Raw genomic sequence first — 25315 nt, forward strand, 5'->3', positions numbered from 1 at the left:
AAAACGATGAAAAAGTATATTTTGACCAGCACACTGGCGGCGCTTTTGACCCTTGGAGGGCTCTCAGTGCCCGCGCTGGCCGCACCCGAGGATGTTGTCGTCGAGAACGCGTGGTCCCGCGCCTCCATCGGGGTGAACCGTCCCGGGGCCGCTTACATGACGATCCGCAACACTGGCGACGAGCCGGTGACGCTGATCGGCCTTACAACACCGCTCGCGATGATGCCCGAAATTCACGAGACGAAGACCAATGCCGAGGGTGTGAGTTCCATGAGCCCGGCGGGGGAAATCGCGATCGCCCCGGGCGAGAGCGTCGCGCTCGAACCGGGGGGCCTGCACGCAATGCTAATGCGGCTGCAAGAACCGATGACAGAAGGGGAAACCTTTCCGCTGACCCTGCTTTTCGACGACGGAGGCGAAGTGACGGTCGAGGTGACGATCCTCGGCATCGCCGCGCGGGGGCCGGAGGACTGATGCGGCGACGGGCGATCCTGGGGTACGGCGCGGCTGGTGTCGGGGTGGTCGCCCTGATGCTCTTTGCCGGTTGGTGGCAGGTCGATGGCCCCGGTGGACCTGAGCCTATCGGGCAGCGGCCTGTGGCTCTGACCGCGATGGATTTCCGTCTGACGGATCATGAGGGCAACGCGGTCGGGCCGGAAACCCTGATCCGGCGACCGACGATGGCGTTCTTCGGCTTCACCTACTGTCCCGATGTCTGCCCGACCACGCTCTCGGACATTTCGGGATGGCTCGACGATCTGGGAGACGAGGCCGACGAGATGAACGTGGTTTTCATCACGGTCGATCCCGAGCGCGACACTGTCGAAACGATGGCCGAATATGTCGGCTACTTCCATCCGGCGATTCGCGGCTGGACGGGGCCGGAGGAGCAGATAGCGCGCGTCGCGGACGGCTTCCACGCCACCTACGAAAGGGTGCCGACGGAGAGCGGCGATTACACGATGAACCACAGCGCGAGCGTCTTCCTGTTCGCAGCCTCTGGGCGGTTCGTCACCATGATCGACTATCACGAACCCAGAGAATTCGCGGTGCCGAAAATTCGCCGCGCGCTGGAAGAAGAAATGGAGGGGGCGACATGAGGCTCAGAACTTTGGCGGCTTGTGTCGCAATTGCGGGGACAGTTCCCGGGGCAGCTATCGCGATCTCCGATCTTTTGTCGAAAGAACCCGTGCCGCCGGAACTTGCCCAGGCAGGTAGCTGGATGCCCCAAGGTCCTGAAGCCCCCCAGAACGTTGACATCCCCGTGATGCTGCCCGCGGCGGCATGGGCAGACGATGCATCCGACCTCAGCCCGCTGCCCCTTCTGCAGGTCGCGTTTGCCGACAGGCCGGTAAGGGCGATCGAGCCACCGCTGTCGACGTGGTCGCGCGACATTTTACCAGGCGAGACGCTCGATTTCTTGCTGTCCGAAGCTGGACTTGCGGCTTCTGACAGAGCCGAAGTTGCCCTCGCGCTTGGCGCGGAATACGATCTGCGACGGCTGCGGCCGGGGCACTCGGTCACTGTCGCTTCGACCATGGACGGCAGCCCCCGCACCGTCTCACTTGCCGTCGAGGACGGGGTTCGGATCGAGGTGATTTTCGGCGAGCAGTTGTCCACACAGGTCGTGACTCCGGATCCGGAAATCGTAACCCTTGCCGGCAAAGCCGTGATCGACAGCTCGATCTTCGCGGCACTCGACGAAGCCGGCATACCCGCCCGTTTTTCCGTGGACCTTGCGCAGATGCTGGGTGGGACCGTGGATTTCCGCCGCGAGATGGCCGGCGGCGAAGCACTAAGGCTTCTCTGGCGTGAGGCGCGGGTCGGCGAGGACAGGATCGGACAGCCCGAACTCGCCTTCGCCGCACTGGAGATCGGCGGTTCGCTTTACGAGATCGTATGGCCGGACGACGGCAGCGGTCAGGCGACGATCTACGTCGATGGCGAGGTGCTGCGCGTCTTCGCACAGCCGGTCGAGGGTGCGCGCCTGAGCTCGGTGTTCGGACGCCGCACGCATCCGGTCTTTGGCAACGTCCGGATGCACACCGGCGTCGATTTCGCAGCGGCACGTGGGACACCGGTTCAAGCGACGGCACCGGGGCGGGTCAATTTCATCGGCTGGCGCGGCGGATATGGTCGCGTGGTCGAAATCTTGCACGGCTCCGACACCATGACGCGCTACGCGCATCTGAGCGCCGTGCCGGAAGACTTGGCACAAGGCCAACGCGTTGCGGCGGGAGACGTGATCGGCCGCGTCGGCGCGACTGGCACGGCGACAGGTCCGAACCTGCACTATGAGGTGCTCGTGGATGGGCGCCCGACTGACCCCCTCTCTGACGACCGGCTCGCCGAAGCAGCCGAGCGCGAAGCGGATGATACCGCCGCGCTCTCGCGTCTGGCCGAGGCGCGGGCGCTTCTGAATGAAAACCTCGGCAGCGAGATTGCCGAAACGATAACCGAAAGGCTCTGATCCATGAAACGCATGACCCAAGCTCTGGCCATCACGCTCGCCCTTTTCCCGGCGGCACAGGCCCTCGCAGAGGCAACGGCGATCGACGTCCGCAAGACGAACGGATGCGGCTGCTGCCTCTCGTGGATGAACCATCTCGAAGAAAACGGTTTTGCGCCGACGGGCCAGGACATGTTCGGTGGATCGCTGGTTCGCTTCAAGTTCGACAACGGCGTGCCGCAGCGCATGGTCTCCTGCCACACCGCGGTCATTGATGGCTACGTGATCGAGGGCCATGTCCCGGCCGCTGACATCCGCCGCCTTCTCGAGGAGCGCCCGGACACCGTAGGCCTCGCCGTTCCGGGGATGCCCTATGGCTCGCCCGGTATGGGGCCTGAAGATGACCGCGAAGCCTATGATGTCTTCCTCATCCGCGAGGACGGGTCGACGGAAGTCTTTTCAAGCTACGCCGAAGGATAATCTGGCCCGCCCATGGAAAATCTGTCCCCGATAATGCTCGGCTTTCTCGGAAGTCTCGCCGCCGGTTCGCTCACGGCAGTCGGAGCAGCTCCCGTGCTGTTCGGGCGCATCCCGTCCCGGGCCACGCGCGATCTGTCGCTCGGCTTCGCTGCCGGTGTCATGCTGTCAGCCTCGTTCTTTTCGCTGATCATCCCGGCATTAGATGCCGCAGAGCCGATGTTCGAGAACGGCGCGATGCCTGCGGCCATCGTATGCGTCTCGATCCTTCTGGGCATGGGGGCTGTCGCCCTGATGAACGAAAAGCTGCCGCACGAGCATTTCAAGACGGGACGCGAAGGGCCCGAAGCGGCGTCATTGCGGCGGGTCTGGCTGTTCATCATCGCGATCACGATCCACAACTTTCCCGAGGGTCTCGCGGTCGGGGTCGGGTTCGGTTCCGGTGGCATGGAAGGTGGCCTCCCACTCGCCATCGGCATCGGCTTGCAGAACGCGCCCGAAGGATTGGCCGTCGCGGTGTCGCTGCTGGGCGAGGGATATCCGAAGCTGCGCGCCTGGGGCATTGCGGCGCTGACTGGCATGGTCGAGCCGATTGGCGGTCTGCTCGGGGCCGGCATCATCACACTGTCGGAACCGCTGCTTCCATGGGGACTGGCCTTTGCCGCGGGCGCAATGCTCTACGTCATCAGCCACGAGATTATCCCCGAAACCCATCGCAGCGGCTATCAGAACAGGGCGACGCTCGGCCTGGCTGTCGGGCTCGTTCTGATGCTGTTTCTCGATGTCTGGTTGGGGTGAGGCAATGTCACTACCCAAAGTGATCGGCGTCTTTGCCGCGCTTGCTGCGTTCGCAATCGATCAGATCACCAAAGCCATTGTCGTTGCGAATGCCGCCACTTTTAGCGCCGGGATTTCCGTGTTTCCGGGATTCAACCTCGTCTTTTCTCGTAATGACGGCGTGACTTTCGGGATGCTGGGCGGCGCGCCGTGGTGGAGCCTCACCGCTCTCGCTCTTGCCATCTGTGTTTGGCTTGCTGTCATGCTGTTTCGCGTCGAAAATGCGGCCGAAACACTTGCCTACGGCGCGATCATTGGCGGAGCGCTGGGCAATGTCATCGATCGTGTGCGCTATCGGGCTGTAACAGACTTTCTCGATTTCTACATTGGCACAACACATTGGCCTGCCTTCAACATGGCCGATGTATTTGTCGTCAGTGGCGTAGGGCTCTTGCTCGCCGCGCCATGGATCAGCGCGCGGCGTCCGATCAAGTCGTGAAGACGGAAATTCTGAACCGCATCGCTCTGCGCCCCTGTTTGCTTTCGCGGATGACGCTTGGTTTCGCCGCCGGGGCGCTGACGGTTCTGACTTTCCCGCCTCTTTCGATTCTCCTGCTTGTTCCCGTTGCCTATTCCGCGTTGTTTGTCGGGCTTCGCGATCTCTCCTTCGGGCGCGCTTTCCTCGTCGGCTGGGCGTTTGGTCTCGGCCAGTTCGGTTTCGGGATTTCGTGGATTGCAGAGAGTTTCTACGTCGAGGCCGAGCGGTTCGGGGCGATGGCGATCCCGGCCGTCGCGGGATTGTCCGCAGGTCTCGCGATTTTCCCGGCCATTGCCGCCGCGCTTTTCGCCGAAATCGCGCGGCGTGGAGCCATGGGCAGTCTCTTGGCCTGCCTCCTGTTCGCGACCTCCTGGACCGTGGCCGAGTGGTTGCGCGGTCACGTTCTGACAGGTTTTCCATGGAACCTCGCCGGCTACGCTTTGGTCGATTACGCCGCTCCTCGCCAACCCGCCGCCTGGGTCGGAAGCTATGGGCTAAGCTTTCTCACCGTGTTCGTCGCGGCACTTCCCGGCGCGGCTGTCATGGCGTCCGGGCGGCAACGATTGACCGTTTCGCTCATGGCGCTGGCGGGCATCGCGACGATGTGGGCTGTCGGCACGCTTCGCCTCCAGTCGGATGCACAACAGCCACCCGGTGTCGACCTGCGCATCGTCCAAGGCAACATTCCACAAGAGGAGAAATGGGCGCCCGAGAACCGCGAGGCGACCTTCGCGCGCTATCTTGAGCTTTCAACCCAGCCCGGCGATTTCGACGTTCTTCTTTGGCCGGAAACCGCCTTTCCGGGTTTCCTCGATGAGGATACGGAGGCACGGGATCGCATTGCCGCTGCGCTACCAGACGGCAGGGTGCTGCTCACCGGTGTGCCGGACCGTGTACCGAGCGAAGATGGCACCCGATATTTCAACACGGTCCAGGCTTTTGGCGCGACCGGCAGAATCCTGACCGGATACGCGAAACATCATCTCGTACCCTTCGGCGAATATGTGCCATTCCGCGGCTGGTCGCCCATCGAGCGGCTCACGGCGGGTCTGGGCGATTTTACGCCCGGACCGGGCCCGCGAACGCTTGCGCTTCCGGGTGTGCCGCTGGTCGCCCTAGCGATCTGCTATGAGATCATCTTCCCAAGCCATGTGGTCGACGACCTGTTCAAGCCAGACTGGATCTTCAACGCAACCAACGACGCCTGGTTTGGCACCAGCATCGGACCTGAGCAGCATCTGGCTTCCGCACGTATGCGCGCCGTAGAGGAAGGCCTTCCTGTCATTCGAGCCGCGAATACGGGCATCTCTGCGGTCATCGACACGAGCGGAGAGATCGTTGCGCGGCTCGATACCGGCGAAACGGGCATCATCGACGCTAGCCTGCCCTCCGCGCGACCGCCGACACTCTACGCGAGCTTCGGGGACTGGATGCTGCTGGCGCTCATCTTGGCTTCGTGGAGCTGGGCAACGGCGACCAATGCGACGGCGCGCTACCGCCGCATGAGAAACACCGTCATGCAAAGATGTGGATAGGTGTTCCGTCCTTCACCATTGCATAGATGTCCTCGATCTGCCGATCTGTGACCGCGATGCAGCCAGCTGTCCAGTCGCGGACGTCCGTTGGGTCGATGCCGGGTCGTGGACCACCATGGATGAAGATGTCGCCCCCGGGGGATCGGCCCTGCGCCTCGGCAAAAGCGATGTCGGCCTCATTCGGATAAGAGATGCCAACCGAAAGATGATAAGTGCTTTCAGGGTTGCGCTTATCGACTATGTAGGTGCCCTCCGGGGTCCGGCCGTCTCCCTCGAATTGCTTGTGACCCTCAGGAGCGAAACCCAGCCCGACCGGATAGGTTTGCAATACGCGATCGGCTCCGTCGAGAACAAGCAAGCGCTGCCCCTTATAAAGCCGAACACGGGTCACCTCGGGTCCGCCATAGCTGCGGAACTTGCTGGCACAGCCGGACAAAAACGCTGCGAACCCGCCCAACAGGACGGCGCGGCGGGGAAATCGGATGGTTTTCACTGCTCATGCCTCTTTGGTGAGGTCGGATATGGATATTACGGTACCTTGCAAATGCTGCGTGATCAATGTGCATGGGCAAGCGCGGCCTTTGTCATCTGTGGACCAACCTGTTCACCGCCGGACGGAGGCGCCTTGGCCTCTTGGCTGTTCAGCAGGCGCAGGGCGTTGGCCACCACCAGCAATGACACTCCTACGTCGGCTGCAATAGCGCCCCACATCGATGCCACTCCAAACGCGGTAGCGACAACGAAAACGCCCTTGGTCGCCAAGGAAATACCGATGTTCTGATGGATAATCGACATTGTCCGGCGCGAATGACCGATCAGCCAAGGCACCTTGCCAAGGTCGTCGGTCATCAGGGCAATATCCGCAGTCTCGATTGCCGCGTCCGAACCAACAGCACCCATCGCGATGGCGTAATGCGCCCGCGCCATGGCGGGGGCGTCGTTCACCCCGTCGCCGATCATGGCCACCATGTCATGCGTTTCGACCAGTTCTTCGATGGCTGTCACTTTGTCTTCGGGCAGAAGCTCGGCGCGGACCTCGTCGATGCCGACCTCGGCTGCAACGGCGCGCGCCGTCCGCTCGTTATCGCCCGTCAGCATGACGATGGTCTTCACGCCTTGCGCGTGGAGCTGTGCCACGATGCCCTTGGCGTCGGGGCGGATACGGTCGCGCAATTCCAGGATGCCGGTCACGCCGGTGTCGTCGCCCACGGCAACAAGGGTGCTGCCAGCCCCTTCGATGCGGTCGCGCAAATCCTTCGGAATGGCGTCACCGAAACCCTTCTCCTCGGCAAACCGGTCCGACCCTAGCCAGATCGACCGGCCGTCAGTGCGTCCTTCAAGTCCCCTACCAGGAACGGTTCGGGTATCTTCTGCGGCGGACACCTTGATGCCGTCGGCTTCTGCCCGCGCGAGAATGGCGCGCGCCAAGGGATGCGAGGAACGTGCCTCGAGCCCCGCGGCGAGGGTCATCAGATCCTGCGCCGATGCTCTACCCAGCGGATGCACCGCCGCCACCTCGGGCTCGCCCATGGTGATCGTGCCGGTCTTGTCCATGGCCAGTGCAGTGGTCTTGCCCGGTGCCTCAACATATGCACCGCCCTTGATCAGCACTCCGGCCCGCGCTGAAGCGGTGAGTGCGGCGACGATGGAGACCGGTGTCGAGATGACCAGAGCACACGGGCAGGCGATCACTAGCAGCACGAGTGCATTGTAGAACCAATAATCCCAGGCCCCACCGAAAATGAGCGGCGGCAGCAGGGCAATTGCAATGGCGAGAGCCATGACGATAGGCGTGTAGATGCGGGCGAACTTCGCCACCCATTGCTCCACCGGCGCGCGGCGGGCATGGGCGTCGCCGACCATGCGGATGATCTTGGCCAAGACGGTGTCCGAGGCGGCCTTCGTGGCGCGCACCGTCAATGTGCCTTCGCCGTTGATCGTGCCGGCATAGACTTCGTCGCCTCGTTCCTTTGGGACCAGCGCACTCTCTCCGGTGATTGGCGCCTGATCGACCGCGCCCGCGCCGTCCGTCACCTCACCATCGAGGGGGATACGGTCGCCACCGCGTACTATGAAGCTTGAGCCTACGGCGACTTGAGCCGCCGGAACGTCGGCCTCGCTTCCGTCTTCGCGGATCACGCGCGCCGTCGGTGGTGCAAGATCCAAGAGCGCCGAGACCGCATTCCTCGCACGCCCGACGCTCCAGCTTTCGAGGTAGAGCGAGAGCGAGAAGAAGAACGCAACCGTCGCCGCCTCGAAGAATTCGCCAAGCCCTATGGCACCGGCCACCGCGACCACCATCAGCAGGTTCATGTCGGGCGACAGCCTCCGTGCGGACGACCATGCCTTGGGTGCCACGAGCCAGACACCGAACAGGATCGCAACCGCGAATAGCCCTGCCTCGACCAGTGGCATCGGCGCTTCGCCGTGCCCTGCGAAGAGGCCGAGTGCCCCCCCCATGCCGGTCTCGATGATGTGCCACAGAAATCCCGCGGCCCAGAAGCCGCCACTGAGCGCCGTAAACAGCCGCTGTCGTGCAAGATGGGCCGCCTGGTCGACCGACGCGTTTTCGGCATCCCAGGGCTTGGCGGTCATGCCGGTGCTTGCGACCAGTTCTGCAATTTCGCCGTCCGATACACTCTTGGCGCTGTCGAGAATAGTCATCCGTCCATTGATCACGTCGAACGCGAGATGCTCGGCCCCGCCGATCTTCGGGCCAACCACCTTGTTCAGGATCGCGACCTCCTCGGCGCAATCGAGGCCGGACACCTGAAAACTGCGCCCGCCCGTCGGCGCGGGCGTCGTCGGCTCGATGTCGCCGCACGTTCCCGCGCTCCCGCAACAGTTGCCGCCGTTTGCCTGGTCGTCTTCGGCATGATCGTGATCGTGGTGATGGGTGTCGGACGGCATGAATGGACCTCTGGATTCGGGTGCATCACCATGACATAGCCCCTACAGTAGCTAGAGCTTCAAGAGCAAAATACGGTGGTATTTCAGTTTGTATTTTTGCTAGAAAGTGCGGTGATCCGTGCGGTTTTAGCACTACCCATGAAAACCGTCGCGAGGAGTGGCATAAGCGGAAGGAACAACAATGCTGAGTATTACTCGGACACGGATGAAGATGGCTGTCGTCGCACTCTTTCTGACCGCAAGCTGCGGCTCGCAGGAGGTCGGCCAGTTGCCTGCCACTGAACCCGAGTCCGGCGTTCCCGAGATCGTTCTCGAATTGGCGGCGGACGGTCAGGATCTCTCAACCGTCCGCCTGCTGCCTGACGACGGGTGTTACTGGTACGAGCATCGCGGTCAGGTCGAGACAACGCTCCTGCCACTTCGGGCAAGAAACGGAGCGGCTATCTGTCGGCAGGCGCAGGCCTGACGAATGCGAACGGCAGCATCCGTCGCTCGGCGCGCATCACCACAGGTCGCCAACCTCTGGTGCCGCAAGGCTGCCTTCCGCCGAATAGAGATACGCCGTCGAGCCGATCTCGACACGTGGATAGAGACTGTTGATGTGCGCCATCACCATCCTGACGCAACCCGAGCTGGCTCGGCTGCCGATACTTTGCGGAAACGGGGTACCGTGAATCCGCAAATATGTGTCGCGATCCCCGACGTAGAGGTACATGGCCCGCGATCCGAGCGCGTTCTCGGGCCCGGGTTCCACACCACCCTCGAACTGCGCATAAATCTCCGGTTCCCGCTCGATCATGTTCTGGGTCGGGGTCCAGTGCGGCCACTCGACCTTGCGCTGTATCGTATAGATACCCGGTTCGTAGAGGTCGCCACGCCCGATCGCCACGCCATAACGCATAGCGGTTCCACCCTCCTCGATATGGTAGAGATATCGCGCGACCGCATCGACATGGATATCTCCCGGTACGAGACCGTCCTTCGCGACGACTCGTTGCGGCAGGAACCGCGGGTGCAGACCCCAAGGATTGGAGGTTTCGGGGACATAATTTGGAGGCGTCACCTGTGCATCCCAGGCAGCCTTCTGCGCCTCGGTGGGCCAGGTATCGGCGAGGAGTGGGCCGGAGACCGACGCTGAAAACAGCGCTGTGGTTGATCGAACGAAGTGTCGTCTTGTCAGCATTTGGCAGCCTTTGTTCTGGGCATTTGCGCAGGCTCGCGAGGCACGAGCAGCGCTTTCGTGTCTCGATATGCAACCTCCACCAACTAGAGCTTCAAGGCATTTCTTTCCGCTAGCGCCGCACAGGTCAAAGGGGCGTGTGCAATCCCGTTGTTGCCGCTCAGCCGATCTTCGCGCCCCAGAACGAGGTGTGGTCAGCCGCGAAGTAGCCGTCCGCGACCCGGAAATACCCCTGCAACTCGACGGTGTCGCCCGCAGTGAGCGGGACCATGGTCTGCAGCCAGATCGCGGTGGCTAGCGAGACATGGGTGGCGGAGATTTCGCCGAGGGAGCCGCGGATTTCCGTCGTGCCGTTCAGCACGAGCCGCCCGCGCATGCGGGCCGTGGCGCTGGCGTTGATCTTGTAAAGCAGCGTCGCGCCGAAGAGGTAGGTGCCATCCGAAGGCGCCACGAAATGGTTGTTCGCGGCGTCGAACGCCCCCTGATCGTTATAGTCGGTGTTGTTCAGGCCGATCTTCGTCCAGGTTCCTACGCCGACATAGTTGTCGTAGTTGGTGTACGCCTTGAACCGCGGCAGCCGGGGCTGATCGACGATGCCGTTCGCGTTGTCGACGCTCAGCCCGTCGAAGAAGGTGCTGCCGTCGGCGGAGACGGCGAGCCGGAAACTGTCCGAGCCGAACAGCCCCACCAGCGCCTTGGTCACGAAGCCGGTCTGCAGCGTCAGGCCGAGATCGTCGCCCGCAGCCTCCTTGTTCATGGTGTAGAACAGATCGCCGGTGCCGCCCTCGGCCAAGGTCTTCGCGGTCCAGAGCGCCGCGTTCAGCTTGGCCGAGAACGGATTCGACGCATCGGCCGTCGTGCCGAGTCCCAGCAGCGCAAGGTTCTGCAGCGCGGCCGGCGTGGTTCCTACCCAACCTGACCCGTCATAGACCAGCAGCAGCCCCTCGTCCTCGACCCACGCCCGCCAGCCGGTCCGTGGGGGCAGGCGGAGCCAGGCGCCATCGGTCCAGAGTGCGACGTTTAGGTCCCAGCTGGCCCAGTCGCCTGTCGCGCCCGAGCCGACGATGTAGCGGTCGCCGTCGGCGGGGCTCGCAGGGGGTGCTGCCAGGTCCCGATCGATAACAGAGAGCTGAACGAGCCCGTCGAGGATCCGCAGCGCCTCGTTGTGGGTGACGTGCTTCTGGGCCTGCGCCGCCAGGATATGGGGCAGCAGGAGATGGGTGGTGGCGTCGGACATGGGTTGGCTTTCAGAACGTGAGCGTGACAGTTTTCGGCGCGCCCCGCCCGACGAGGGCGGAGAGCTGGTAGATGCGGATGTTGACGGTGTCGCCGGGGGCGAGCGGCGCGCCCCAGTCGGCGCTCTGCTGGGCGGCGGTGTAGACGGCGCTGGTGGTGGCCGCGCTCAGCACCCGCTTCACGGCCGCGCCGTCGAGGATCTCGACCTCGTAGGTTTCCAGTTCCTCCGCCAGCGGCACCTCCAGCCCGCCCCAGCTGTCGGCGGAAAGAGCGCGGGACCGGCGCGTCCAGCGGATGGTCAGATCGCCGGGCGTGCGTGGGCGACGCCACGGCTGCTCGACATGGGCGACAGAGAAGGGCCGCAGTCCCGCGCCCGCGGGGGTAAAGGTCTGCGCCACATAGGTCTCGTCGCTGACCGGGCGGCTGGCCGGGCCGATGCGCCAGTTCCACGGGATGCCAAGATCGGCCTCGGCGATCGGCAGCGACGCGAGGCTGTCGTCCAGCACCACCACCCGCGCGCCGGCGGGCGCCGGGTTGCCCATGGCACCTTCCGTGCCGCGCTGTCCGCGCAGAAGCCGGGTGAGCCGATATCGACCGGGCGCGAGCAGCTCGGCCGCGCCGGCCTGCACGATCTCCCAGACCCCAGGCGCGCTCTCGATGGCAAGCGCGTTGGCGCCCCCGAACAGGGTCAGGTCGGTGACGCTTTCCAACGTGCCGGTGAGCAGATCGACCACAAGCGCATTTCCGAAATCGAAGCGCGAGGTGGGGCCCGCGTAGAAGTCGGAGACCAGCTGGCCAATCCGGGCGCGACTGCCGAACGTCGTCAGCAGCTCGAAGCCATCGGTCGAAGGACTGCGGAACACCGCAATCTCGCCGGGCCAGGGAACCGCATGCGCGACGACCATCGGCCGATGCGCGGGCTGGTCCTCGGTCAGCTGCGGCAGGTCCATCAGCACCGCGTCCGGCGCGCCGAACACCACGGCGCGCGTCAGCGACGCCGCGCGGGGATCGCCGGGCGGCAGGTCGTAGGTCGCGCGATCCTGGCGGACCGCCTCGATGCCGCGAGCCTCCGCGTCGGCGATGGAGACGAGCCGCAGGTCGACCAGCCGCCCGTCATGGGCGAGCCGGATCGGGTCCGCCGGATCGAGCGCGAGCCGCGAGGGCGGCAGACGGAATGCCGCCGTCTCGCGCCCCACCCACGCCTCCATCAGCGCGCGGCGGCAGCGCCGCTCGGCTTCCTCGGGCGGCACCGCCATCGGGAAGCTCTCCGAGGCGATCCGTGTCGTGTCGACGGTGATGCGCCGCGCCTCGACGAGGGCCGCGTCGTAATCCTCGTCGGCGCGGGCGACCTGCCACTTCAGCGCCTGCGGCAGTTCGGTCTCCTGGCCGCGGGTCAGTTCCAGCACGTCGCCCTCGCGGGCAGCGACGAGATCGTCGAGCCCGAGGGTGGCGACGGAGGCCCGGCTGCGCATCACGAAGCGGATCACGCCCTCGGTCTCCACCGCGTCGAAGCCGAAATGCCGCGACAGCGTGGTGATCGAGGCGCGCGGGCTTTCCAGCGCCGTGATGGCGTAGCCCTCGACCGCGCCCCAGAGGCCGGTGACGTCGATCCGGGACTCGGGCAGCCCGGCGCGCAGGCAGAGGTGGCGGACGAGCGCGGCCAGCGACACCGCGCCGAGCCGTCCCGTCAACCAGTGGCCGAGCCGCCAGTTCGCGCCGTCGGTCCAGACGTCGGTCAGCGCCGGGAAGAACGGATAGGGTCGCGCGTCCCAGGTCCAGGCGGCGCACTCGGGGACGTGCACCATCCGGCCACCGTAGACCGAGGACAGTGGGTTGTTCGCGGCCTCGCCCCACCAGAGATATGTCGCCTCGAGATAGGCGCGCTGGATGGCATCATCGCGCCGGCCCCGCGAGAAATGTGGCGTGAAGCTTTCGGACGACTTCGGGTCGAAGAAGACGTTCGGCTGGTTGGTGCCCCGGTCGATGGCGGGGCAGCCGAGCTCGGTGAACCAGATCGGCTTGGACTGCGGCACCCATGCCGTCGGCGTGCCGCTCTCCGCCCCGCCGGGGCGGTTGTAATGCGGGTTCGACCACCAGGCGCGCAGATCCTTGTAGCGGAACACCCACGGCTTGGCCGCCGCGCCGTCCGTGATCGGCGTCCGGATCTGCGCCGACCGGTCTGCCGCGCTGGCGTAGAACCAGTCGAAGCCTTCACCGCCCGCGATGTTCGCCTGCAGGTAGGCCCGGTCGTAGATCGCGGGCCAGCCCTGCAAGGCATCGGCATGCTCGAAGCCGTCGCGCCAGTCTGATAGCGGCATGTAGTTGTCGATTCCGACGAAATCGATCTCCGGATCGGCCCAGAGCGGATCGAGGTGGAAGAATACATCGCCCGAGCCGTCACCCGGCTGGTGACCGAAATACTCCGACCAGTCCGCCGCGTATCCGATCTTGGTGTCGGACCCGAGGATCGAGCGCACATCGCCGAGGAGGTCCCGATACGCCTGCACCGCCGGATAGGTGCTGACGCCCGAACGGATCGTCGTCAGCCCCGGCATCTCCGTGCCGATCAGGAAGGCATCGACGCCGCCAGCCGCCGCGCAGAGAAGGGCGTAGTGCAGCACCATGCGCCGCAGACCCCAGTCGCCGGGCGCGCCGGTCCACGAAACCGACTGACCCGAGACGCTGAAGCTGGCGGGCGTGGCCGCACCGAACAGCGCCGCGACCTGGCTTGCGGCCGTGGCGGTCTTGTCCACGGTCCCGGCGAAGCCCGCAGCTGGAGAACAGGTGATCCGCCCCCGCCAGGGAAAAGCAGGCTGGCCCGTCTCGGCGGCGTTGTCGGAATACGGGTTCGGCAGCGTGTTGTCCGGGGGCACGTCCATCAGAATGAACGGGTAGAAGGTGACGCGAAGCCCGCGGGCCTTCATCTCCTGGATCGCCTGCACCACAGCGAAGTCGGCGGGCGTGCCGCCATAGACCGGGCGGTCCTGATCGTCACGGCTGACGAGGAAGGCGCTGGCCCGGCTGACGCCGTTCACCGACCAACTGGTGGGCGTGGTGGATTTGGCCGACACCTCGACGCCCGGCCGCACCTTGCAGGACCCCGCGCGCAGATCGTCGCCCAACCACGCCACCACGAGGCTGACGCTCTCGACCGCAGGGGCCATCGCCTGCAGCCGGTCGAGCGCCTCCACCATGTCGGTGGAGTCGGCCAGCGCGTTCAGGTTCTCGGGCACCGTCGCGCCGCCGTCGGTCTTGCGGATCGCCTGCGTCGCGTAGGTGAACTCGCCCGAGGCGGGGATCATGGTGACGGCGCGGGTCAGCCCCTCGGCGGTGTCGGGATCGGCGAGCGGGCGGAACACCTCGAAGGACAGCTGAGGTAGCCGGTTGCCGTAGGTCGAGAGGGCCAGTTCCTCGAAGACGACATAGGCGGTGCCGCGATAGGCAGGCGTGTTGGCCGCGCCCATCCTGGCCGCGATGAACGGATCCGCCGTCTGCGCCTCGTCGCCGGGATACCAGCGCCAGGTGACGCCGGAGAGGCCCATCGGCTTGCCGTCGGCCCAGATGCGCCCGATCCCGGTGATCGGCCCCTCGCACAAGGCCACCGCGAAGCTGGCATAGTACAGATACTCGGTGGTCTTGACCTTGCCGCCCCCACCGCCCTTGCCGCCGCCCTGCGTGGTGGTCTTGGTCTCCTCGCGGAAATCGGTCGCCCAGATGATGTTGCCGCCCATCCGCATCCGGCCATGGAGCCGCGGGATCACCGCGCCCTCGGTGGCCGAGGTGATGCGCAGGGTGTCGAGCCGCGCGCCCTCAATGCGCTGCGTGGGCGCCAGCGACGAGATGATCCAGCTGTCGACCACCGAGCCGATGCTGGAGCCGATGAAGCCGCCGATGGTCGCGGCGCTGACGCCGAGGATCGCGCCGCCGATGCTGCCCCCAATGGCAGTGCCAGCGGCACCGAGGACGAGAGTGGCCATGTCAGGGTCTCAGCGTTGCGGGAACAGGAAGGCGAAGGCGATGCGCCGCCGCCAGGCGTTGGTGAGCGGTTCCTCGATCACGCCGAGCCGCTCATAGGCGTGGATGAAGGAGCCGGAACCGGTGACGATCCCGACATGCTTGGCGATGGCGCGGGGCTTCATGCGGAACAGGAGCAGCGCGCCGGGACCGGCCACCGCCGCTTCCACCTCGATCATCATGCGCCGCGCGCCCTCGGCCAGCACCTCGCGCGGTCCGGTCTCGCCCCAGTCCCGACTGTAGGGCGGGATCGGGAACGGCTCGGGACCGACGACCTCGCGCCAGACTCCCCGGGCGAGCCCGAGGCAATCGCAGCCGACGCCGCGCAGGCTGGCCTGATCGTGATACGGCGTGCCGAGCCAGAAGCGTGCGACGGCGACGACGCGCGTCGGATCGGCGTTCATAGCACAGACCCTTCGTGGCCGCCGTCCTTCGTGGCGTAGCGGAGGACCGTGTCCTGCCCCGGGATGTGCGGGAAGCCGCGGAAGTTGGCGGTGTTGGCGAACTTCGCCCCGCAGGTCTCCATCCGCTTGTCGCAGCCCGCGCGGATGGTGAAGGCGTCGCCTTCGACGATAGCGCGCACCGGCGCTTCGAGCAGGGTCAGCACGGCGATGCCATCCGTGACGTCATGGCCCAGCACCTCGGCGCGCCGCCCCGCGTTCGCACCGCTCGTCCATTCGACTGTTCCGAAGGTGAACCAGCCGGACGCGAAGCCGCCGAGGCCAGAGGCGGTGAACGCTCGGTCGCGCAGCAGATCGATGACGGCGCCCGTTCCCTTGAAGGCGGGAGCCTCCAGATCGACGCCGCAGCGCGCATCGCCGAGCGCGGCATCGCAGGTTGCCTGGAAGGTCCGCCCCACCGTCTGGCCGAGGACATGCGCGAGCGAGCGGACCTCGGCGACGAAGGCCAGCCTCCCGCGCCGGATCTGGCCGATGGCCCCGCGCCGCATCAGCACGCGCTGGCCGGTATCGGCCCAGTTCGCGCGCCAGACCTCGACCTCGGCGTTGTCCCAGCGGCCGTCGAGAATGTCGGTCTCGGTGATGCGGTCGGAAGTCAGCACGCCTTCGGCGTCCTGCGCATCGACCGAGAGGTCCGAGCCGGAACGGACCTCGGAGGCCGTCAGGCCGCTCTCAGGCTCGAAGTCGGTCCCGTCGAAGCTCAGCGTCCGGTCGTGGTCGGTGAAGCCGAAACTCGTGCCGTCCGCGCGGGCGATCCGCCAGCACCAGGCAAGCGTCGTCGTGCCGTCGTCGAGATGGGCCTGCAGAGCGGGATCAAGGGTCTTCATCGGCGCAGTTCCAGTAGCGGAATGGAGGTGATCGAGCCGAGCCGCTCGAGGTCGAGCGTCACGTCGAGCGCGTCGGTGTCGAAGCGGACTGGCACGTCGAAGGCGAAGCCCGCGGTGATTGCGACGCTGCCCGCAGGCGCGCTGTCGAAGGTCACGACGCCGGTCGTGGTATCGACTGACCAGCCGACTAACTGCTCCGCGCCATCGAGGGCGACGCGGACCGTACCGGCGACCGGCTTGGTGATCGTGCGCACCCATGTCTGGCTTCCCGAGGCGTAGCGTTTCACCAGCTGGAAGGCGGTCGTCGTGCCGTCACCGGCGCCGATTGCCTGGTCGGTCGGCCCCGGCGTCTGCGACGGCAGGCAGGACTTGTAATCCGCCCAGTCCTTGAAGCGGAATCCATACAGGCGGCCGTTGCGCGCCTCGAAGAAGGCTACGACCGCCGCCAGGTCGTCGGCGCGGCGGATGCCGTAGGCGACGTCGTAGCGACGGCGGCTGTTGGCCCAGCTGGCGTTACGCTCCTCGTCGCCCGAGGCGAGCTCGACGATCTGGGTGCGCCGCTCCGGCCCGCCCCGCGCGCCGCGGCTGATGTTGTCGGGAAACCGGACCTCGTGAAACGCCATGGCTCAGAGCCCTCTGCGGCCGAGCGAGACGGCGCGGGCGATGTCGGCCGCGACCTGCGTGCGCGATTGGCGGAAGCTCTCGGCGTCACGCGCCATGATGGTGATGCTGACGCCGCCCGCGCCGTAGACCTGTGTCTCGCGACGCGAAAGAACCCGCTCGCCCCGCTGCAGGATGGCTGGCACCTCGTCGTGGCGCAGTCCGGCCATGCCGCCGCCATGCATGCGCGGCGCGGCGGCGAAGGCCGTGGCGGGCACCAAACGCGCGGGTCCTGCGGCCCCCACCATCCCGCCCGCATGCAGGACGTTGGCGAAGATGCCGCCTGCGCCGGAGAACACGCCGGAGAGCGCATTGGCGATCGGCCCGAGGATGAAGCGCCGCGCCGCGAGCTGGGCGAGATCGGCCAGCAGCGAGGTGACCAGGTCTCGGAAGTTCAGCTTCCCGGTCCTCACGAACTGGCCGACCGCGTTCTCCGCCGACTGGAAGGCGCCGACAAGGCTCTGGCCGATGTCGCCACCGATGTCGCGGGCCTTGCTGGCGTAATCCGACAGCGCCGCCGTGACCGCCTGCCACCCGGTGACGGCGGCCTCGGTCGCGGGCTCCGCTGCCGCAGCGGCAGCTCCGGCCGCCGCACCAGCATCCGTCGCGGCGCGCCCGGCATCGCCGAGCGCCGTCTCGAGCCGCTCGGCCGCTCCGGTGGCCTCGGCCAGCGCATCGGCGCCGTCCTCATCGGTGCCGCGCACCGCATCGCGCAGGGCCTGCCAGCTTTCGAGAGGCGCGCGGGCCCCTTCGGCCAGATCGCGCGCGGCGCCGCGATAGACATTCGCCGACTCGAGCGTACGGGCGGCCGCGTCCGTCAGTCCGAGATCGGGCGCGGTGAGCGGGTCGTCCTCGAAGGCGCGGTCGAACGCTGCCTGCGCCGCCGTCGTCGCAGCGCTGGCTGCGCCCTCGAAGCGGTTCTCGATCTCGCCGAGGTCGAGGTCGGGCACCAGCGAGATGCGGCGCTCGGAGCCGAGCGCTTCCAGCCCCTGGTTGATGCCGCCGATGAAGCCGTTGATGCGCGAGACCACGCCGTTCAGCATCGCCTCGACGCCGTCGACGAGGCTGTTGGCCGCCTGGAATGCCAGATCGCCGATGGCGGCGGGCAGCAGACCCCAGATCGCCTTGATCGCCTCGTAGGCGCCCTCAAACGTGTTCGCGGCGGTGTTGCCGAACGCCACGACGCTCTCGATGGCGCTCTGCATTCCGGAGGCGGCGTCGGCCTTCAGGTCGAAGAACATCGCCGTGGCGGCGGCACCAGCCGCCGTCGCGCCCATGCGAATCCGCTCCCAAACCTCAACGGCGAGGTCCTTCAGGAGCGACATCGCCTCGCCAAAGCCCCCCACGCCGGAGACAAGCCGGGTGAACTGGTAGACGAGCTCGCCCGCGCCGACGATCAGGGCGCCGATGCCGGTGCGGATCAGCGCCCCACGCAGGACGACCAGCGCCGTGGCGAGGCCGCGAACTGACAGGGCCGCGGCGGCCATGCCGGCGACCCAGCGACCGGCGAGGAAGGCTGCGAAGGTGGCGGCATAGCTGGTCAGGCGGCCGATGTTGTCGAAGAGGCCGCGGATCGCGATGCCAAGCGGCCCGGTGCGGCTGGCGACCGCCGCCATGGCGTCGGCAACGGCCTCCAGCGCGGGCGCTGCGGCGACCGCGAGCTGGTTTGACAGCCCGCGCCAGATCAACCCGAGCCGGGAGATCGCGTCGTTCGTCCGCTCGATCTGGTCGGCGTCCTGCTCCGAGACCACGACACCGAAAGCGAGAACGTCCTCCGTCGCCTGGCGCAGCGTCGCCGTGTCGATCCGGCTCATGGCGATGGAGCCTTCCTCGCCGAAGAGCTGCCCCGCCACGGCGGCGCGCTCTGCGGCGGGCACGAAGCTCTCGATGGCGGCGTTGATCGCACCCACGCGCTGGTCCAGCGGCAGCGCAATCAGCTCGGTGGCCGAGAGCCCCAGCCGGTCCAGCGCGTCGGCGGCGGGACCGGTCCCGGCGGCCGCCTGGCTGAGACGGCGCGTCAGATCCTTGGTCGCCTGCTCGATGCCGGACATCGACACGCCCGCAAGTTCCCCCGCGCGCTCCAACGTCTGGATCGAGGCGACCGTGGTGCCGAGGGACTGCGCGAGTTTCGCCTGCGCATCGACCGTCTGCAGGCCGGAGCGAACCATCGCCACGCCTGCGGCGGCAGCGGCTGCCACGGCCGCGGCGGCTGCGACCCGGACCCGCCGCGAGAAGGCCGCGAGTCGGGCGTTCGCCGCCTCCATTTCGCGGCTTAGCCGTCCAAAGCCTCGCGAACCGGCTTCGCCGACACCTTCCAGCTCGGCCCGCACCTGTCGCCCGCCGACCGCAGCAAGGCGGACGCTGACGCGTTTCTCGGCCATCGGTCAGACTCCTTGCTTTCGCCGTATCGGCGTCTTACGTTTATGCCATCGATCAAGTGAAGGTATGACCATGGCCGAGACCGCGACCCTGTCCTCGAAGTTCCAGATCTCGATTCCCAAGGCGATCCGGGCCGCCCAGCACTGGGAGGCCGGGCTGACCTTTGCCTTCATCCCGAAAGGCACGGGCGTCCTGCTTGTGCCGGTGCCCAAGCGGGAGGCGCTGAAGGGGCTCGCGCGCGGCGCGTCCGCCACCGATTATCGCGACCGGACGGATCGGTTCTGATGATCCTCGTCGACACGTCGGCGTGGATCGAGTGGCTCATCGGCTCGCCGACCGGCGAGAAGCTGTCCGAACATCTGCCCGAACAGGCCGAGTGGCTGGTCCCGACAATGGTCCAGCTCGAGCTGGCGAAATGGCTGACGCGCGAGGTCGGCGAGGACAAGGCGGATCAGGTCATCGCCTTCACGCAGGTCTGCCATGTGGTGCCGCTCGACACTGAGATCGCGCTGGCGGCGGCGGAGTCGTGCCGGGAGCACAAGCTCGCTACTGCCGACGCGATCATCTTCGCAACCGCCCGCGCACAGGGCGCGACGCTCCTGACCTGCGACGCACATTTCGAAGGACTGCCGGGCGTCACCCTGATCGAGAAGATCAAGGCCTGACACCCGGGCCGCCGTTCGCACTCAGCTCCTCGTTCAGCTTCCGCACCATCACCGCTTCGATGACGGGCAGCAGTTCGGCCATCTCGAGCGGCGGGACGCCGAGCGCGTCGCCGAGCGCCAGCGCCGCTGACAGGTCCCAGCCGATCACCGCGCCCGGCAGCACGCGCAGCTGACCGCCGAGGCGGCCGACGAGGTCCCAGACCTGCCAGCCCTCAAGGGTCAAAGGACGGTTCAGCCGCGCCGGGCAGTCCGGGCAGGCTTGCTCGCTGCCCTCGTAGGGTGCGCAGGCTTCGCAGTATCGGTCGCCCCCGCCGAAGGACCAGTCGGCGAGAGCGCGGAGGCGTTTTTTTCCTGTTCCAGCAGCAGGCCCTTGGAGACGTAGGTCAGCTGGAAGGCCTCGAAGATTGGCCAGACATCGAGCAGCGCGTCGATGGCCTCGGGGCCCGGGTCGATGGGCTTCCCGTCAGCATCGCCGATGCCCTCCCAGGCGAGCACCGCGCGGCGCGCGAGCGCCTTGGCGAAGGCGACGGCGCGCTCCTCGTCGGAGGCCTCCTCGGGAACAGCCTCGACGGCCGGGTCGCTGCGCGTCGCCACCATCAGCGCAGTGGTCAGCGGGCGCAGCTGCACCCGGACGCTGGGGGCGAGGTCATGCCAGCGCGGCGCGTTGGTCAGGTCGAGCGTCAGCATCAGTAACTCTCCACGTCGTTCACTAGGGTGGCGGTGCACATCCGGCCAACCACGCTGTCGCGCGCGGCCTGCCAGTCGAAGGTGGCCTGCACGCCCTGCGGCCCGGAGATCTCGATGCGCGGGCGCGGCAGGTAGACGGCGTGCACCGTGAAGGTGAAGCTCTCGCCCGACGGCAGGACGTAGGCGAACTCCATCTCGCAGGCCTCGCCGTTGATCGCCTGCGTCACCAGCGTCTGGTCGGCGAAGCGCACCTCGATACGGCCGGTGAGCGCCGCGATGCTTGGGTCTGCACCGTCGATGCGCCCGTCCGAGCGGATCGTCTCGATCCGGTCGAGGTTGTTGGCATAGGTGATCTCGGCCGAGACCACGTTGCCGAGCGCCGTGCCGTTGCGCGTGATCGCCCCGTTGAAATGGCCAAACCGCTTCAGCTCCAGCGCAGTCGGCGTTCCGGCGCTGGTGGTCGTCCCGACCGTCTCGCCCTGCGCCACCAGCCGCGCTGTGGCCGTGAGCAGACCCGAGCGCTGCATCTGCCAGGTGATCTGGTCGAGCACGCAGCCGGAATACATCGCGTAGCGCGGCACCTCCGGCATGCCGGTCTCTATCGACATCGACGGCAGCGTCCACGACCCCGACTGGAACTCGTGGCTGTAGGGGGCTTCCACACCCGTGGTCGTGGGCGCGCCGAACGCGGCCTTCAGCCAGAACCCGAAGGCCTCCGCGTCGAGCGGCACCACGACATCGCCATCGGCCGTCACCGCGTCCTTGATCGGCGCCAGCGGATCGCGGCCGTAGCCGAGCAACTCCGAGTTCAGCAATGGCTGCTCCGCCCCCAGCGAGGTGCTAGCGAAGGGCATGCGCGTGTAGCCGCTGGCGGGCGGCGTTCCATAGGTCGTCTCGAACGCAAGCGCCATCAGCGCCCGCGCCCCTTGGGCTCGTGCCATGGTGAACTCCTTGATGGTGTCGAAGCGCGGTTGCGTTCGGTCAGGCCGTGCCGCACATGAAGGTCATGCGCAGTACTCGTCCCAATTCCCCGCTCAGTATTTTCGGTCGGTCGATCATTACCAGGATGATCGTTTCTGTCCTCGCGATCATGGTTCTTTCGGTTGGCCCCGTCTCGGCACAGACGAATACCGTGAGCGGCGCGGTCCGCTATGTGACGGACGGCGACACCTTCTCACTTCGCGGCGTTGAACGGCCGATCCGCGTCTGGGGCCTCGACGCTCCGGAGCGCAACGAGCGCGGTGCTTCCGCTGCGACGTCTACTCTGCGGCGGCTGGTCACCGGGCAAAGCCTGACCTGTCGCGTGCGCGATATCGACCGGTACGGACGGATCGTCGGGCAGTGCTTCCTCGCCGATGGCCGCGATGTTGCAGCCCAGATGATTGCTGCCGGAGTAGCCCGAGAATACTGCTACTTCTCGGGCGGCTACTACGGCACCTGTCGCGGCAACTGACCCGTCGGCTCTACCCGAGCGGGTCAGCCGTGGAGTAGTGAAGCAAAACGGGGATCACCGCCGCCTTGAGGCTCGCGGCACCCTCGACTGGCAGGTCCACTACCCGCGGCGCTTCAGCCTCGATCCAGTCGCAGAGCCCGCCCAGTGTGCGGTCGGCCGCGAGCGCCGCGCCGATGCTGACGGTCAGCGTGTCGAAGACGGCGTCACGGTCGGCGCCCTGCACGACAGCCTCGATCTCGGCGCGGTGCTGATAGTGATAGGCCAGCGGCGACAGGGTTACCTCTGGCTCCCCCGGCTCGCCGTCGCGCAGGATCAGCAGGCCATCGGCCGGCACGCGCTCGGGCAGCACCTCGCCGCGCAGGGCCGTGGCGGGCAGCGCCGAGAGCCGCGCGCGCAGCGCGGCGAGGATGGTCTCGCGGGGGGTAGACACGGGTCATTACTTCCAGAGATTGGCGGAAACGCGCAGAACGATGAACGGATCACCGCGATATATGTCGGTGAGTAGAGGGATGCATCGCAAAGCTTGCGCGACCCCATGTATTGCCACTCGGAGGTGAGGAATGGTCAGTAGATTTGCAGGTTTCTCCAGCGAAGCCCTCAAGCGCATTTACGACTCTCACCCAGAGCAGCGGGCTGAGGTCGGTGAGATCCTTGCTCGGCGGGAGACGCATTTCTGCATGGACAGCGCTCTCTCCTATCTCAGGTCCCTGGCAAAGAAGGAGCGCACGGCTGGCTACAAGGATTTCACTGACCATTGCACCCACGGCCGATCATGGGGGCAGCTCCATCGTCAGGTTCCCCACTATCTCGAGGAAGTTCAGCTGGAATGCGAACGCCGCAGGTGGCCACTGCTTAGCGCTTTGATTGTTTCGGTTGACACCGGGACATGCGGGGAAGGGTTCTTTGAATCTTTGGTTCGGCGGGGAGTAGTGAGCGAGGATCAGCACCCGCTTGCGGTGGAAAAGGCCGAGCGGGCCAAGTGCTTCGAGTGGGCGAAGTCGGCTGACGAGTGAGAAGTTGGCCCCAAGGCCATGTCCGCACGTTTTCAAGGAGAGAAGAGGCCTCCTTCGATGCTGAAGGGGCGGGCAACTTATCTGCTCTCCACCCAGTTCGCTACGATCAACCCCGGCACGCTGTCGTGGGCCCGCGCGGCATCGCGGTCCAGATCGAGCCGCTTCGGCAGCTTGACCTGTGGGACGAGGAGGAAGATCGGCGCTGTGACCTGGTTGCGGCCGGTCTTCGAGCGTGACGCCACGGCTTGGCCGCGGGTGTTGATGCGAGCCCTGTCGGCGACGAGCAGGCTCGGGCCCCGGCGTCGATAGACGAAGCGGAGGCGCAGGCCGCGACGGCGTTCCCATTCGCCGGGGGTGAGCTTGGCGCCACGCAGGCCCCGCCCGGCGGCCTCGGTCGGGATCGCCAGCCAGAACCCCTCCTTCGAGCGGATCAGCGGGCCGGAGTCGTGGGCCCCGACGATGACCGGGGCCTTGGACCAGACCAGCGCCGCGGCGTTCAGGCTCTCGCCGGCCTTCGGGTAGGTGGCGAGCCGGATTGAGTTTGCCAGCCGCCGTCCGAGCCCCGCGCCGGTGATCTGGCCGCGCCAGGCGGCCTTGAGCCCGGTCCCGGCCTCGCGCATGGCGGCGGTGACGGCCTTCTCGCCCGCCTTCACCTCTGCGGCCATCGCGACGACGAGGTCCGGGGTAATGTCGAGTTTCAGCTTCATCGCGATCAGGCCGGGCGCAATTCCACGGTCCAGACGAGCCGCTCCCGGTCGCGGACGGGCTCGCCCTGGACGAGGAAGGCGTCGCCGTCGATCTCGATGCGGTCGCCGGGCCGCGGGTTCGCCACCTCGGCGAGGCGTAGATCCAGCCGGGTGGTCTCCGACCAGATGCGCGCGTCGCCGAAGTTCGTGACGTCGTCGGGCCGGCGCAGGATCGCGCGGACCAGCGATGGCGCGCCGCCCTCGGCGGTGTAGACGACGTCACGTGCGAGATGCGCATCGGCGAAGAGCGCGTCGAGGGCGGCGGCGAAGACGGTCATCAGGTTCGCCGCGCCGAGCGCAGCACCTGCGGGCGGGTGCAGATCGGGAGCGGGTTGCTCTCGATCTCGAGCCGCACCCATTCGTCGCGATCCCTGTCGGGGATCGTGCGGGCATAGAGCGGCTGGCCGAGCGTGTTCACCGTTTCGAACGTGTCGGCGGGGGCGTAGTAGATCTCGAAGAGCCCCTCGATGCCCTCGGGGTAGAAGAACGCCTTGTCGGTCGGCACGGTGAAGCCGACGCCGCCGCGATAACGGCGGAAGGTGATTCCCCCGAAGCTGACCTCATCGGCGACGCGACCGCGCAGGTCGGCCGCGGCGGCGGTGTTGAGATAGGTCTCGCGCACCTCCTTGTGGGCCACGAGATCGGCGAAGAAGGCCGAGCCGCATTCGGCGCGCACCTGCACGGCGCCGGCCGAGAGCCCGCCCATCGAGTCCTCCACGCTCTCGATGAGCGCCTGGCAGCGCTTGCGGAGCGCCCCCGAGGCCGGGCTTGCGTTGTCGAGGTCAAAGTCGATCTCGGCCGCCGGAGAGATGCCGAACTCGGTGAAGTAGTTCACCACCGTCGCGTGGTCCTTCGGGTCCTTCACCAGCCCCTGGATGCCGTTCAGGAGGTGATACTCGAAGGTCGTCTCCGCGTCCTGGCGGAGCTTGCGCAGCCTGTACGCCACCTCGGTCTGGACCTGCTGGGTGGCGCTCTCCGAGCCGAAGTCGCGGACGGACTGGATCTCGGAAGCCCAGAGCACATCCTGTTTCTTGAACTGCCGGCAGACGAAGGCGCGCATCTCGCGCCGGTCGGGCACCTGCTGCTCGTAGGCCGAGCCGCGCTCCGAGAACGGGATCAGCGAGAGCGTGCCGTCGCGGCTCTCGATCACGACGGTGCGCGAGCGCACGCCGCGCGGGCTGAAGAGGGCCGAGCCCGAGAGCAACGCGGGCTTGTAGGGGATGTTCTCGAGCGCGCGGGTGAGCTCGACGATGGTGAAGGCATCGCCTTCGAAGATGTCCATGGTGGCCATGAGGATGCCTCCTGTCAGGA

28 protein-coding genes are annotated in these 25315 nt (G+C 66.6%); 12 read left to right on the forward strand and 16 right to left on the reverse strand.

The annotated features are described in order from the left end of the window. Nucleotides 1-6 precede the first annotated feature (6 nt). The 7 genes from MLD63_RS13735 to lnt are packed head-to-tail and all read left to right on the forward strand — an operon-like array spanning nt 7 to nt 5776. Nucleotides 7-474 (forward strand): copper chaperone PCu(A)C, encoded by a 468-nt coding sequence (locus MLD63_RS13735; RefSeq protein ID WP_119001076.1) that lies wholly within the window; start codon nt 7-9, stop codon nt 472-474. After that, nucleotides 474-1100 carry an SCO family protein gene (locus MLD63_RS13740; RefSeq protein WP_119001075.1) on the forward strand — a complete coding sequence of 209 codons (627 nt, stop codon included), beginning with the start codon at nt 474-476 and terminating at the stop codon, nt 1098-1100. The genes MLD63_RS13735 and MLD63_RS13740 overlap by 1 nt, the downstream gene beginning before the upstream one ends. Further along, nucleotides 1097-2470, forward strand: coding sequence for a M23 family metallopeptidase (locus tag MLD63_RS13745; protein ID WP_119001074.1), 1374 nt, complete (start codon nt 1097-1099; stop codon nt 2468-2470). Before MLD63_RS13740 ends, MLD63_RS13745 begins: the two co-directional genes overlap by 4 nt. Before the next feature lie 3 nt (nt 2471-2473). Further along, on the forward strand, nt 2474-2929 hold the full coding sequence (locus MLD63_RS13750) for a DUF411 domain-containing protein (protein ID WP_119001073.1): 456 nt from the start codon (nt 2474-2476) through the stop codon (nt 2927-2929). Between the two features lie 12 nt (nt 2930-2941). After that, a complete protein-coding gene (locus MLD63_RS13755) occupies nt 2942-3724 on the forward strand; it encodes a ZIP family metal transporter (RefSeq protein WP_101498978.1) in 783 nt (260 codons plus the stop codon). Between the two features lie 19 nt (nt 3725-3743). Next, nucleotides 3744-4202: a signal peptidase II gene (gene lspA, locus MLD63_RS13760; protein ID WP_090735086.1), complete on the forward strand. Its 459-nt coding sequence runs from the start codon at nt 3744-3746 to the stop codon at nt 4200-4202. Then, nucleotides 4169-5776 (forward strand): apolipoprotein N-acyltransferase, encoded by a 1608-nt coding sequence (gene lnt, locus MLD63_RS13765; protein WP_119001072.1) that lies wholly within the window; start codon nt 4169-4171, stop codon nt 5774-5776. Before lspA ends, lnt begins: the two co-directional genes overlap by 34 nt. On the opposite strand, the gene MLD63_RS13770 is transcribed toward lnt, so the two are convergent. Both MLD63_RS13770 and MLD63_RS13775 read right to left on the reverse strand, forming a co-directional pair. Beyond that, nucleotides 5757-6269 (reverse strand): L,D-transpeptidase family protein, encoded by a 513-nt coding sequence (locus MLD63_RS13770; RefSeq protein ID WP_040611036.1) that lies wholly within the window; start codon nt 6267-6269, stop codon nt 5757-5759. The two genes, lnt and MLD63_RS13770, sit on opposite strands and share 20 nt — an antisense overlap. Before the next feature lie 62 nt (nt 6270-6331). Further along, nucleotides 6332-8686, reverse strand: coding sequence for a heavy metal translocating P-type ATPase (locus tag MLD63_RS13775; protein WP_119001071.1), 2355 nt, complete (start codon nt 8684-8686; stop codon nt 6332-6334). Nucleotides 8687-8867: 181 nt separating this feature from the next. Between MLD63_RS13775 and MLD63_RS13780 the strand changes: the two genes are divergently transcribed. After that, nucleotides 8868-9152, forward strand: coding sequence for a hypothetical protein (locus MLD63_RS13780; RefSeq protein ID WP_040610620.1), 285 nt, complete (start codon nt 8868-8870; stop codon nt 9150-9152). Nucleotides 9153-9188: 36 nt separating this feature from the next. On the opposite strand, the gene MLD63_RS13785 is transcribed toward MLD63_RS13780, so the two are convergent. The 7 genes from MLD63_RS13785 to MLD63_RS13815 all read right to left on the reverse strand — a co-directional run bounded on the left by MLD63_RS13785 (nt 9189) and on the right by MLD63_RS13815 (nt 19442). Continuing rightward, on the reverse strand, nt 9189-9869 hold the full coding sequence (locus MLD63_RS13785) for a L,D-transpeptidase (protein ID WP_090735029.1): 681 nt from the start codon (nt 9867-9869) through the stop codon (nt 9189-9191). A 157-nt stretch (nt 9870-10026) separates the two neighbouring features. Further along, nucleotides 10027-11103 (reverse strand): DUF2793 domain-containing protein, encoded by a 1077-nt coding sequence (locus MLD63_RS13790; protein WP_255330494.1) that lies wholly within the window; start codon nt 11101-11103, stop codon nt 10027-10029. 10 nt (nt 11104-11113) lie between these two features. Continuing rightward, a complete protein-coding gene (locus MLD63_RS13795; RefSeq protein ID WP_255330495.1) occupies nt 11114-15079 on the reverse strand; it encodes a baseplate multidomain protein megatron in 3966 nt (1321 codons plus the stop codon). A 9-nt stretch (nt 15080-15088) separates the two neighbouring features. Further along, a complete protein-coding gene (locus tag MLD63_RS13800) occupies nt 15089-15520 on the reverse strand; it encodes an NlpC/P60 family protein (RefSeq protein ID WP_255330496.1) in 432 nt (143 codons plus the stop codon). Then, nucleotides 15517-16401 carry a phage/gene transfer agent baseplate hub protein gene (locus tag MLD63_RS13805; protein WP_255330497.1) on the reverse strand — a complete coding sequence of 295 codons (885 nt, stop codon included), beginning with the start codon at nt 16399-16401 and terminating at the stop codon, nt 15517-15519. Before MLD63_RS13805 ends, MLD63_RS13800 begins: the two co-directional genes overlap by 4 nt. Next, a complete protein-coding gene (locus tag MLD63_RS13810; RefSeq protein ID WP_255330498.1) occupies nt 16398-17024 on the reverse strand; it encodes a DUF2460 domain-containing protein in 627 nt (208 codons plus the stop codon). The genes MLD63_RS13805 and MLD63_RS13810 overlap by 4 nt, the downstream gene beginning before the upstream one ends. 3 nt (nt 17025-17027) lie before the next feature. Beyond that, complete coding sequence (locus tag MLD63_RS13815) at nt 17028-19442, reverse strand: phage tail tape measure C-terminal domain-containing protein (RefSeq protein ID WP_255330499.1); 2415 nt, start codon at nt 19440-19442, stop codon at nt 17028-17030. A gap of 70 nt (nt 19443-19512) precedes the next feature. Between MLD63_RS13815 and MLD63_RS13820 the strand changes: the two genes are divergently transcribed. Together MLD63_RS13820 and MLD63_RS13825 are read left to right on the forward strand one after the other, a co-directional pair. Next, the gene (locus tag MLD63_RS13820; RefSeq protein WP_036179405.1) at nt 19513-19725 is read left to right on the forward strand and encodes an AbrB/MazE/SpoVT family DNA-binding domain-containing protein; all 213 of its coding nucleotides are present in this window, start codon (nt 19513-19515) and stop codon (nt 19723-19725) included. Next, a complete protein-coding gene (locus MLD63_RS13825) occupies nt 19725-20105 on the forward strand; it encodes a type II toxin-antitoxin system VapC family toxin (protein ID WP_255330500.1) in 381 nt (126 codons plus the stop codon). The genes MLD63_RS13820 and MLD63_RS13825 overlap by 1 nt, the downstream gene beginning before the upstream one ends. Here the strand turns inward: MLD63_RS13825 and MLD63_RS13830 are convergent. The 3 genes from MLD63_RS13830 to MLD63_RS13840 are packed head-to-tail and all read right to left on the reverse strand — an operon-like array spanning nt 20095 to nt 21733. Further along, on the reverse strand, nt 20095-20328 hold the full coding sequence (locus MLD63_RS13830; RefSeq protein WP_255330501.1) for a DUF7697 family protein: 234 nt from the start codon (nt 20326-20328) through the stop codon (nt 20095-20097). The genes MLD63_RS13825 and MLD63_RS13830 overlap by 11 nt on opposite strands. A gap of 8 nt (nt 20329-20336) precedes the next feature. Next, a complete protein-coding gene (locus tag MLD63_RS13835; protein WP_255330502.1) occupies nt 20337-20792 on the reverse strand; it encodes a hypothetical protein in 456 nt (151 codons plus the stop codon). Continuing rightward, nucleotides 20792-21733 carry a phage tail tube protein gene (locus MLD63_RS13840; protein ID WP_255330503.1) on the reverse strand — a complete coding sequence of 314 codons (942 nt, stop codon included), beginning with the start codon at nt 21731-21733 and terminating at the stop codon, nt 20792-20794. Before MLD63_RS13840 ends, MLD63_RS13835 begins: the two co-directional genes overlap by 1 nt. Nucleotides 21734-21789: 56 nt before the next feature. Between MLD63_RS13840 and MLD63_RS13845 the strand changes: the two genes are divergently transcribed. After that, nucleotides 21790-22245, forward strand: coding sequence for a thermonuclease family protein (locus MLD63_RS13845; protein WP_255330504.1), 456 nt, complete (start codon nt 21790-21792; stop codon nt 22243-22245). A gap of 10 nt (nt 22246-22255) precedes the next feature. Here the strand turns inward: MLD63_RS13845 and MLD63_RS13850 are convergent, their stop codons facing one another. Next, entirely contained in the window at nt 22256-22675 is a 420-nt protein-coding gene (locus MLD63_RS13850; RefSeq protein ID WP_255330505.1) for an acyl-CoA transferase, read from the reverse strand. Nucleotides 22676-22805: 130 nt separating this feature from the next. On the opposite strand from MLD63_RS13850, the gene MLD63_RS13855 reads away from it, so the two are divergent. Then, nucleotides 22806-23258, forward strand: coding sequence for a hypothetical protein (locus MLD63_RS13855; protein ID WP_255330506.1), 453 nt, complete (start codon nt 22806-22808; stop codon nt 23256-23258). A gap of 77 nt (nt 23259-23335) precedes the next feature. Here the strand turns inward: MLD63_RS13855 and MLD63_RS13860 are convergent, their stop codons facing one another. Genes MLD63_RS13860 through MLD63_RS13870 form a run of 3 tightly spaced genes read right to left on the reverse strand, consistent with a single transcriptional unit; the run spans nt 23336 to nt 25295 of the window. Further along, nucleotides 23336-23965 (reverse strand): DUF6441 family protein, encoded by a 630-nt coding sequence (locus MLD63_RS13860; RefSeq protein WP_255330507.1) that lies wholly within the window; start codon nt 23963-23965, stop codon nt 23336-23338. 5 nt (nt 23966-23970) lie between these two features. Continuing rightward, nucleotides 23971-24282 carry a head-tail joining protein gene (locus tag MLD63_RS13865; protein WP_255330508.1) on the reverse strand — a complete coding sequence of 104 codons (312 nt, stop codon included), beginning with the start codon at nt 24280-24282 and terminating at the stop codon, nt 23971-23973. Then, nucleotides 24282-25295: a major capsid protein gene (locus tag MLD63_RS13870; protein ID WP_115754726.1), complete on the reverse strand. Its 1014-nt coding sequence runs from the start codon at nt 25293-25295 to the stop codon at nt 24282-24284. The genes MLD63_RS13865 and MLD63_RS13870 overlap by 1 nt, the downstream gene beginning before the upstream one ends. Nucleotides 25296-25315 lie beyond the last annotated feature (20 nt).

The sequence above is a fragment of the Paracoccus albicereus genome (genome assembly GCF_024359525.1).
Lineage (GTDB): Bacteria > Pseudomonadota > Alphaproteobacteria > Rhodobacterales > Rhodobacteraceae > Paracoccus > Paracoccus albicereus.

Bases quoted from the DNA above. Each gene is read 5' to 3' on its own strand.
- MLD63_RS13815 (WP_255330499.1), bottom strand. From the start codon at position 19,442: ATGGCCGAGAAACGCGTCAGCGTCCGCCTTGCTGCGGTCGGCGGGCGA.
- MLD63_RS13860 (WP_255330507.1), bottom strand. From the start codon at position 23,965: ATGAAGCTGAAACTCGACATTACCCCGGACCTCGTCGTCGCGATGGCC.
- MLD63_RS13740 (WP_119001075.1), top strand. From the start codon at position 474: ATGCGGCGACGGGCGATCCTGGGGTACGGCGCGGCTGGTGTCGGGGTG.
- MLD63_RS13735 (WP_119001076.1), top strand. From the start codon at position 7: ATGAAAAAGTATATTTTGACCAGCACACTGGCGGCGCTTTTGACCCTT.
- MLD63_RS13775 (WP_119001071.1), bottom strand. From the start codon at position 8,686: ATGCCGTCCGACACCCATCACCACGATCACGATCATGCCGAAGACGAC.
- MLD63_RS13755 (WP_101498978.1), top strand. From the start codon at position 2,942: ATGGAAAATCTGTCCCCGATAATGCTCGGCTTTCTCGGAAGTCTCGCC.
- MLD63_RS13865 (WP_255330508.1), bottom strand. From the start codon at position 24,282: ATGACCGTCTTCGCCGCCGCCCTCGACGCGCTCTTCGCCGATGCGCAT.
- lnt (WP_119001072.1), top strand. From the start codon at position 4,169: ATGGATCAGCGCGCGGCGTCCGATCAAGTCGTGAAGACGGAAATTCTG.
- MLD63_RS13750 (WP_119001073.1), top strand. From the start codon at position 2,474: ATGAAACGCATGACCCAAGCTCTGGCCATCACGCTCGCCCTTTTCCCG.
- MLD63_RS13800 (WP_255330496.1), bottom strand. From the start codon at position 15,520: ATGAACGCCGATCCGACGCGCGTCGTCGCCGTCGCACGCTTCTGGCTC.
- MLD63_RS13835 (WP_255330502.1), bottom strand. From the start codon at position 20,792: ATGCTGACGCTCGACCTGACCAACGCGCCGCGCTGGCATGACCTCGCC.
- MLD63_RS13840 (WP_255330503.1), bottom strand. From the start codon at position 21,733: ATGGCACGAGCCCAAGGGGCGCGGGCGCTGATGGCGCTTGCGTTCGAG.
- MLD63_RS13820 (WP_036179405.1), top strand. From the start codon at position 19,513: ATGGCCGAGACCGCGACCCTGTCCTCGAAGTTCCAGATCTCGATTCCC.
- MLD63_RS13870 (WP_115754726.1), bottom strand. From the start codon at position 25,295: ATGGCCACCATGGACATCTTCGAAGGCGATGCCTTCACCATCGTCGAG.
- MLD63_RS13785 (WP_090735029.1), bottom strand. From the start codon at position 9,869: ATGCTGACAAGACGACACTTCGTTCGATCAACCACAGCGCTGTTTTCA.
- MLD63_RS13790 (WP_255330494.1), bottom strand. From the start codon at position 11,103: ATGTCCGACGCCACCACCCATCTCCTGCTGCCCCATATCCTGGCGGCG.
- MLD63_RS13810 (WP_255330498.1), bottom strand. From the start codon at position 17,024: ATGGCGTTTCACGAGGTCCGGTTTCCCGACAACATCAGCCGCGGCGCG.
- MLD63_RS13745 (WP_119001074.1), top strand. From the start codon at position 1,097: ATGAGGCTCAGAACTTTGGCGGCTTGTGTCGCAATTGCGGGGACAGTT.
- MLD63_RS13780 (WP_040610620.1), top strand. From the start codon at position 8,868: ATGCTGAGTATTACTCGGACACGGATGAAGATGGCTGTCGTCGCACTC.
- MLD63_RS13825 (WP_255330500.1), top strand. From the start codon at position 19,725: ATGATCCTCGTCGACACGTCGGCGTGGATCGAGTGGCTCATCGGCTCG.
- MLD63_RS13855 (WP_255330506.1), top strand. From the start codon at position 22,806: ATGGTCAGTAGATTTGCAGGTTTCTCCAGCGAAGCCCTCAAGCGCATT.
- MLD63_RS13805 (WP_255330497.1), bottom strand. From the start codon at position 16,401: ATGAAGACCCTTGATCCCGCTCTGCAGGCCCATCTCGACGACGGCACG.
- MLD63_RS13795 (WP_255330495.1), bottom strand. From the start codon at position 15,079: ATGGCCACTCTCGTCCTCGGTGCCGCTGGCACTGCCATTGGGGGCAGC.
- MLD63_RS13845 (WP_255330504.1), top strand. From the start codon at position 21,790: ATGAAGGTCATGCGCAGTACTCGTCCCAATTCCCCGCTCAGTATTTTC.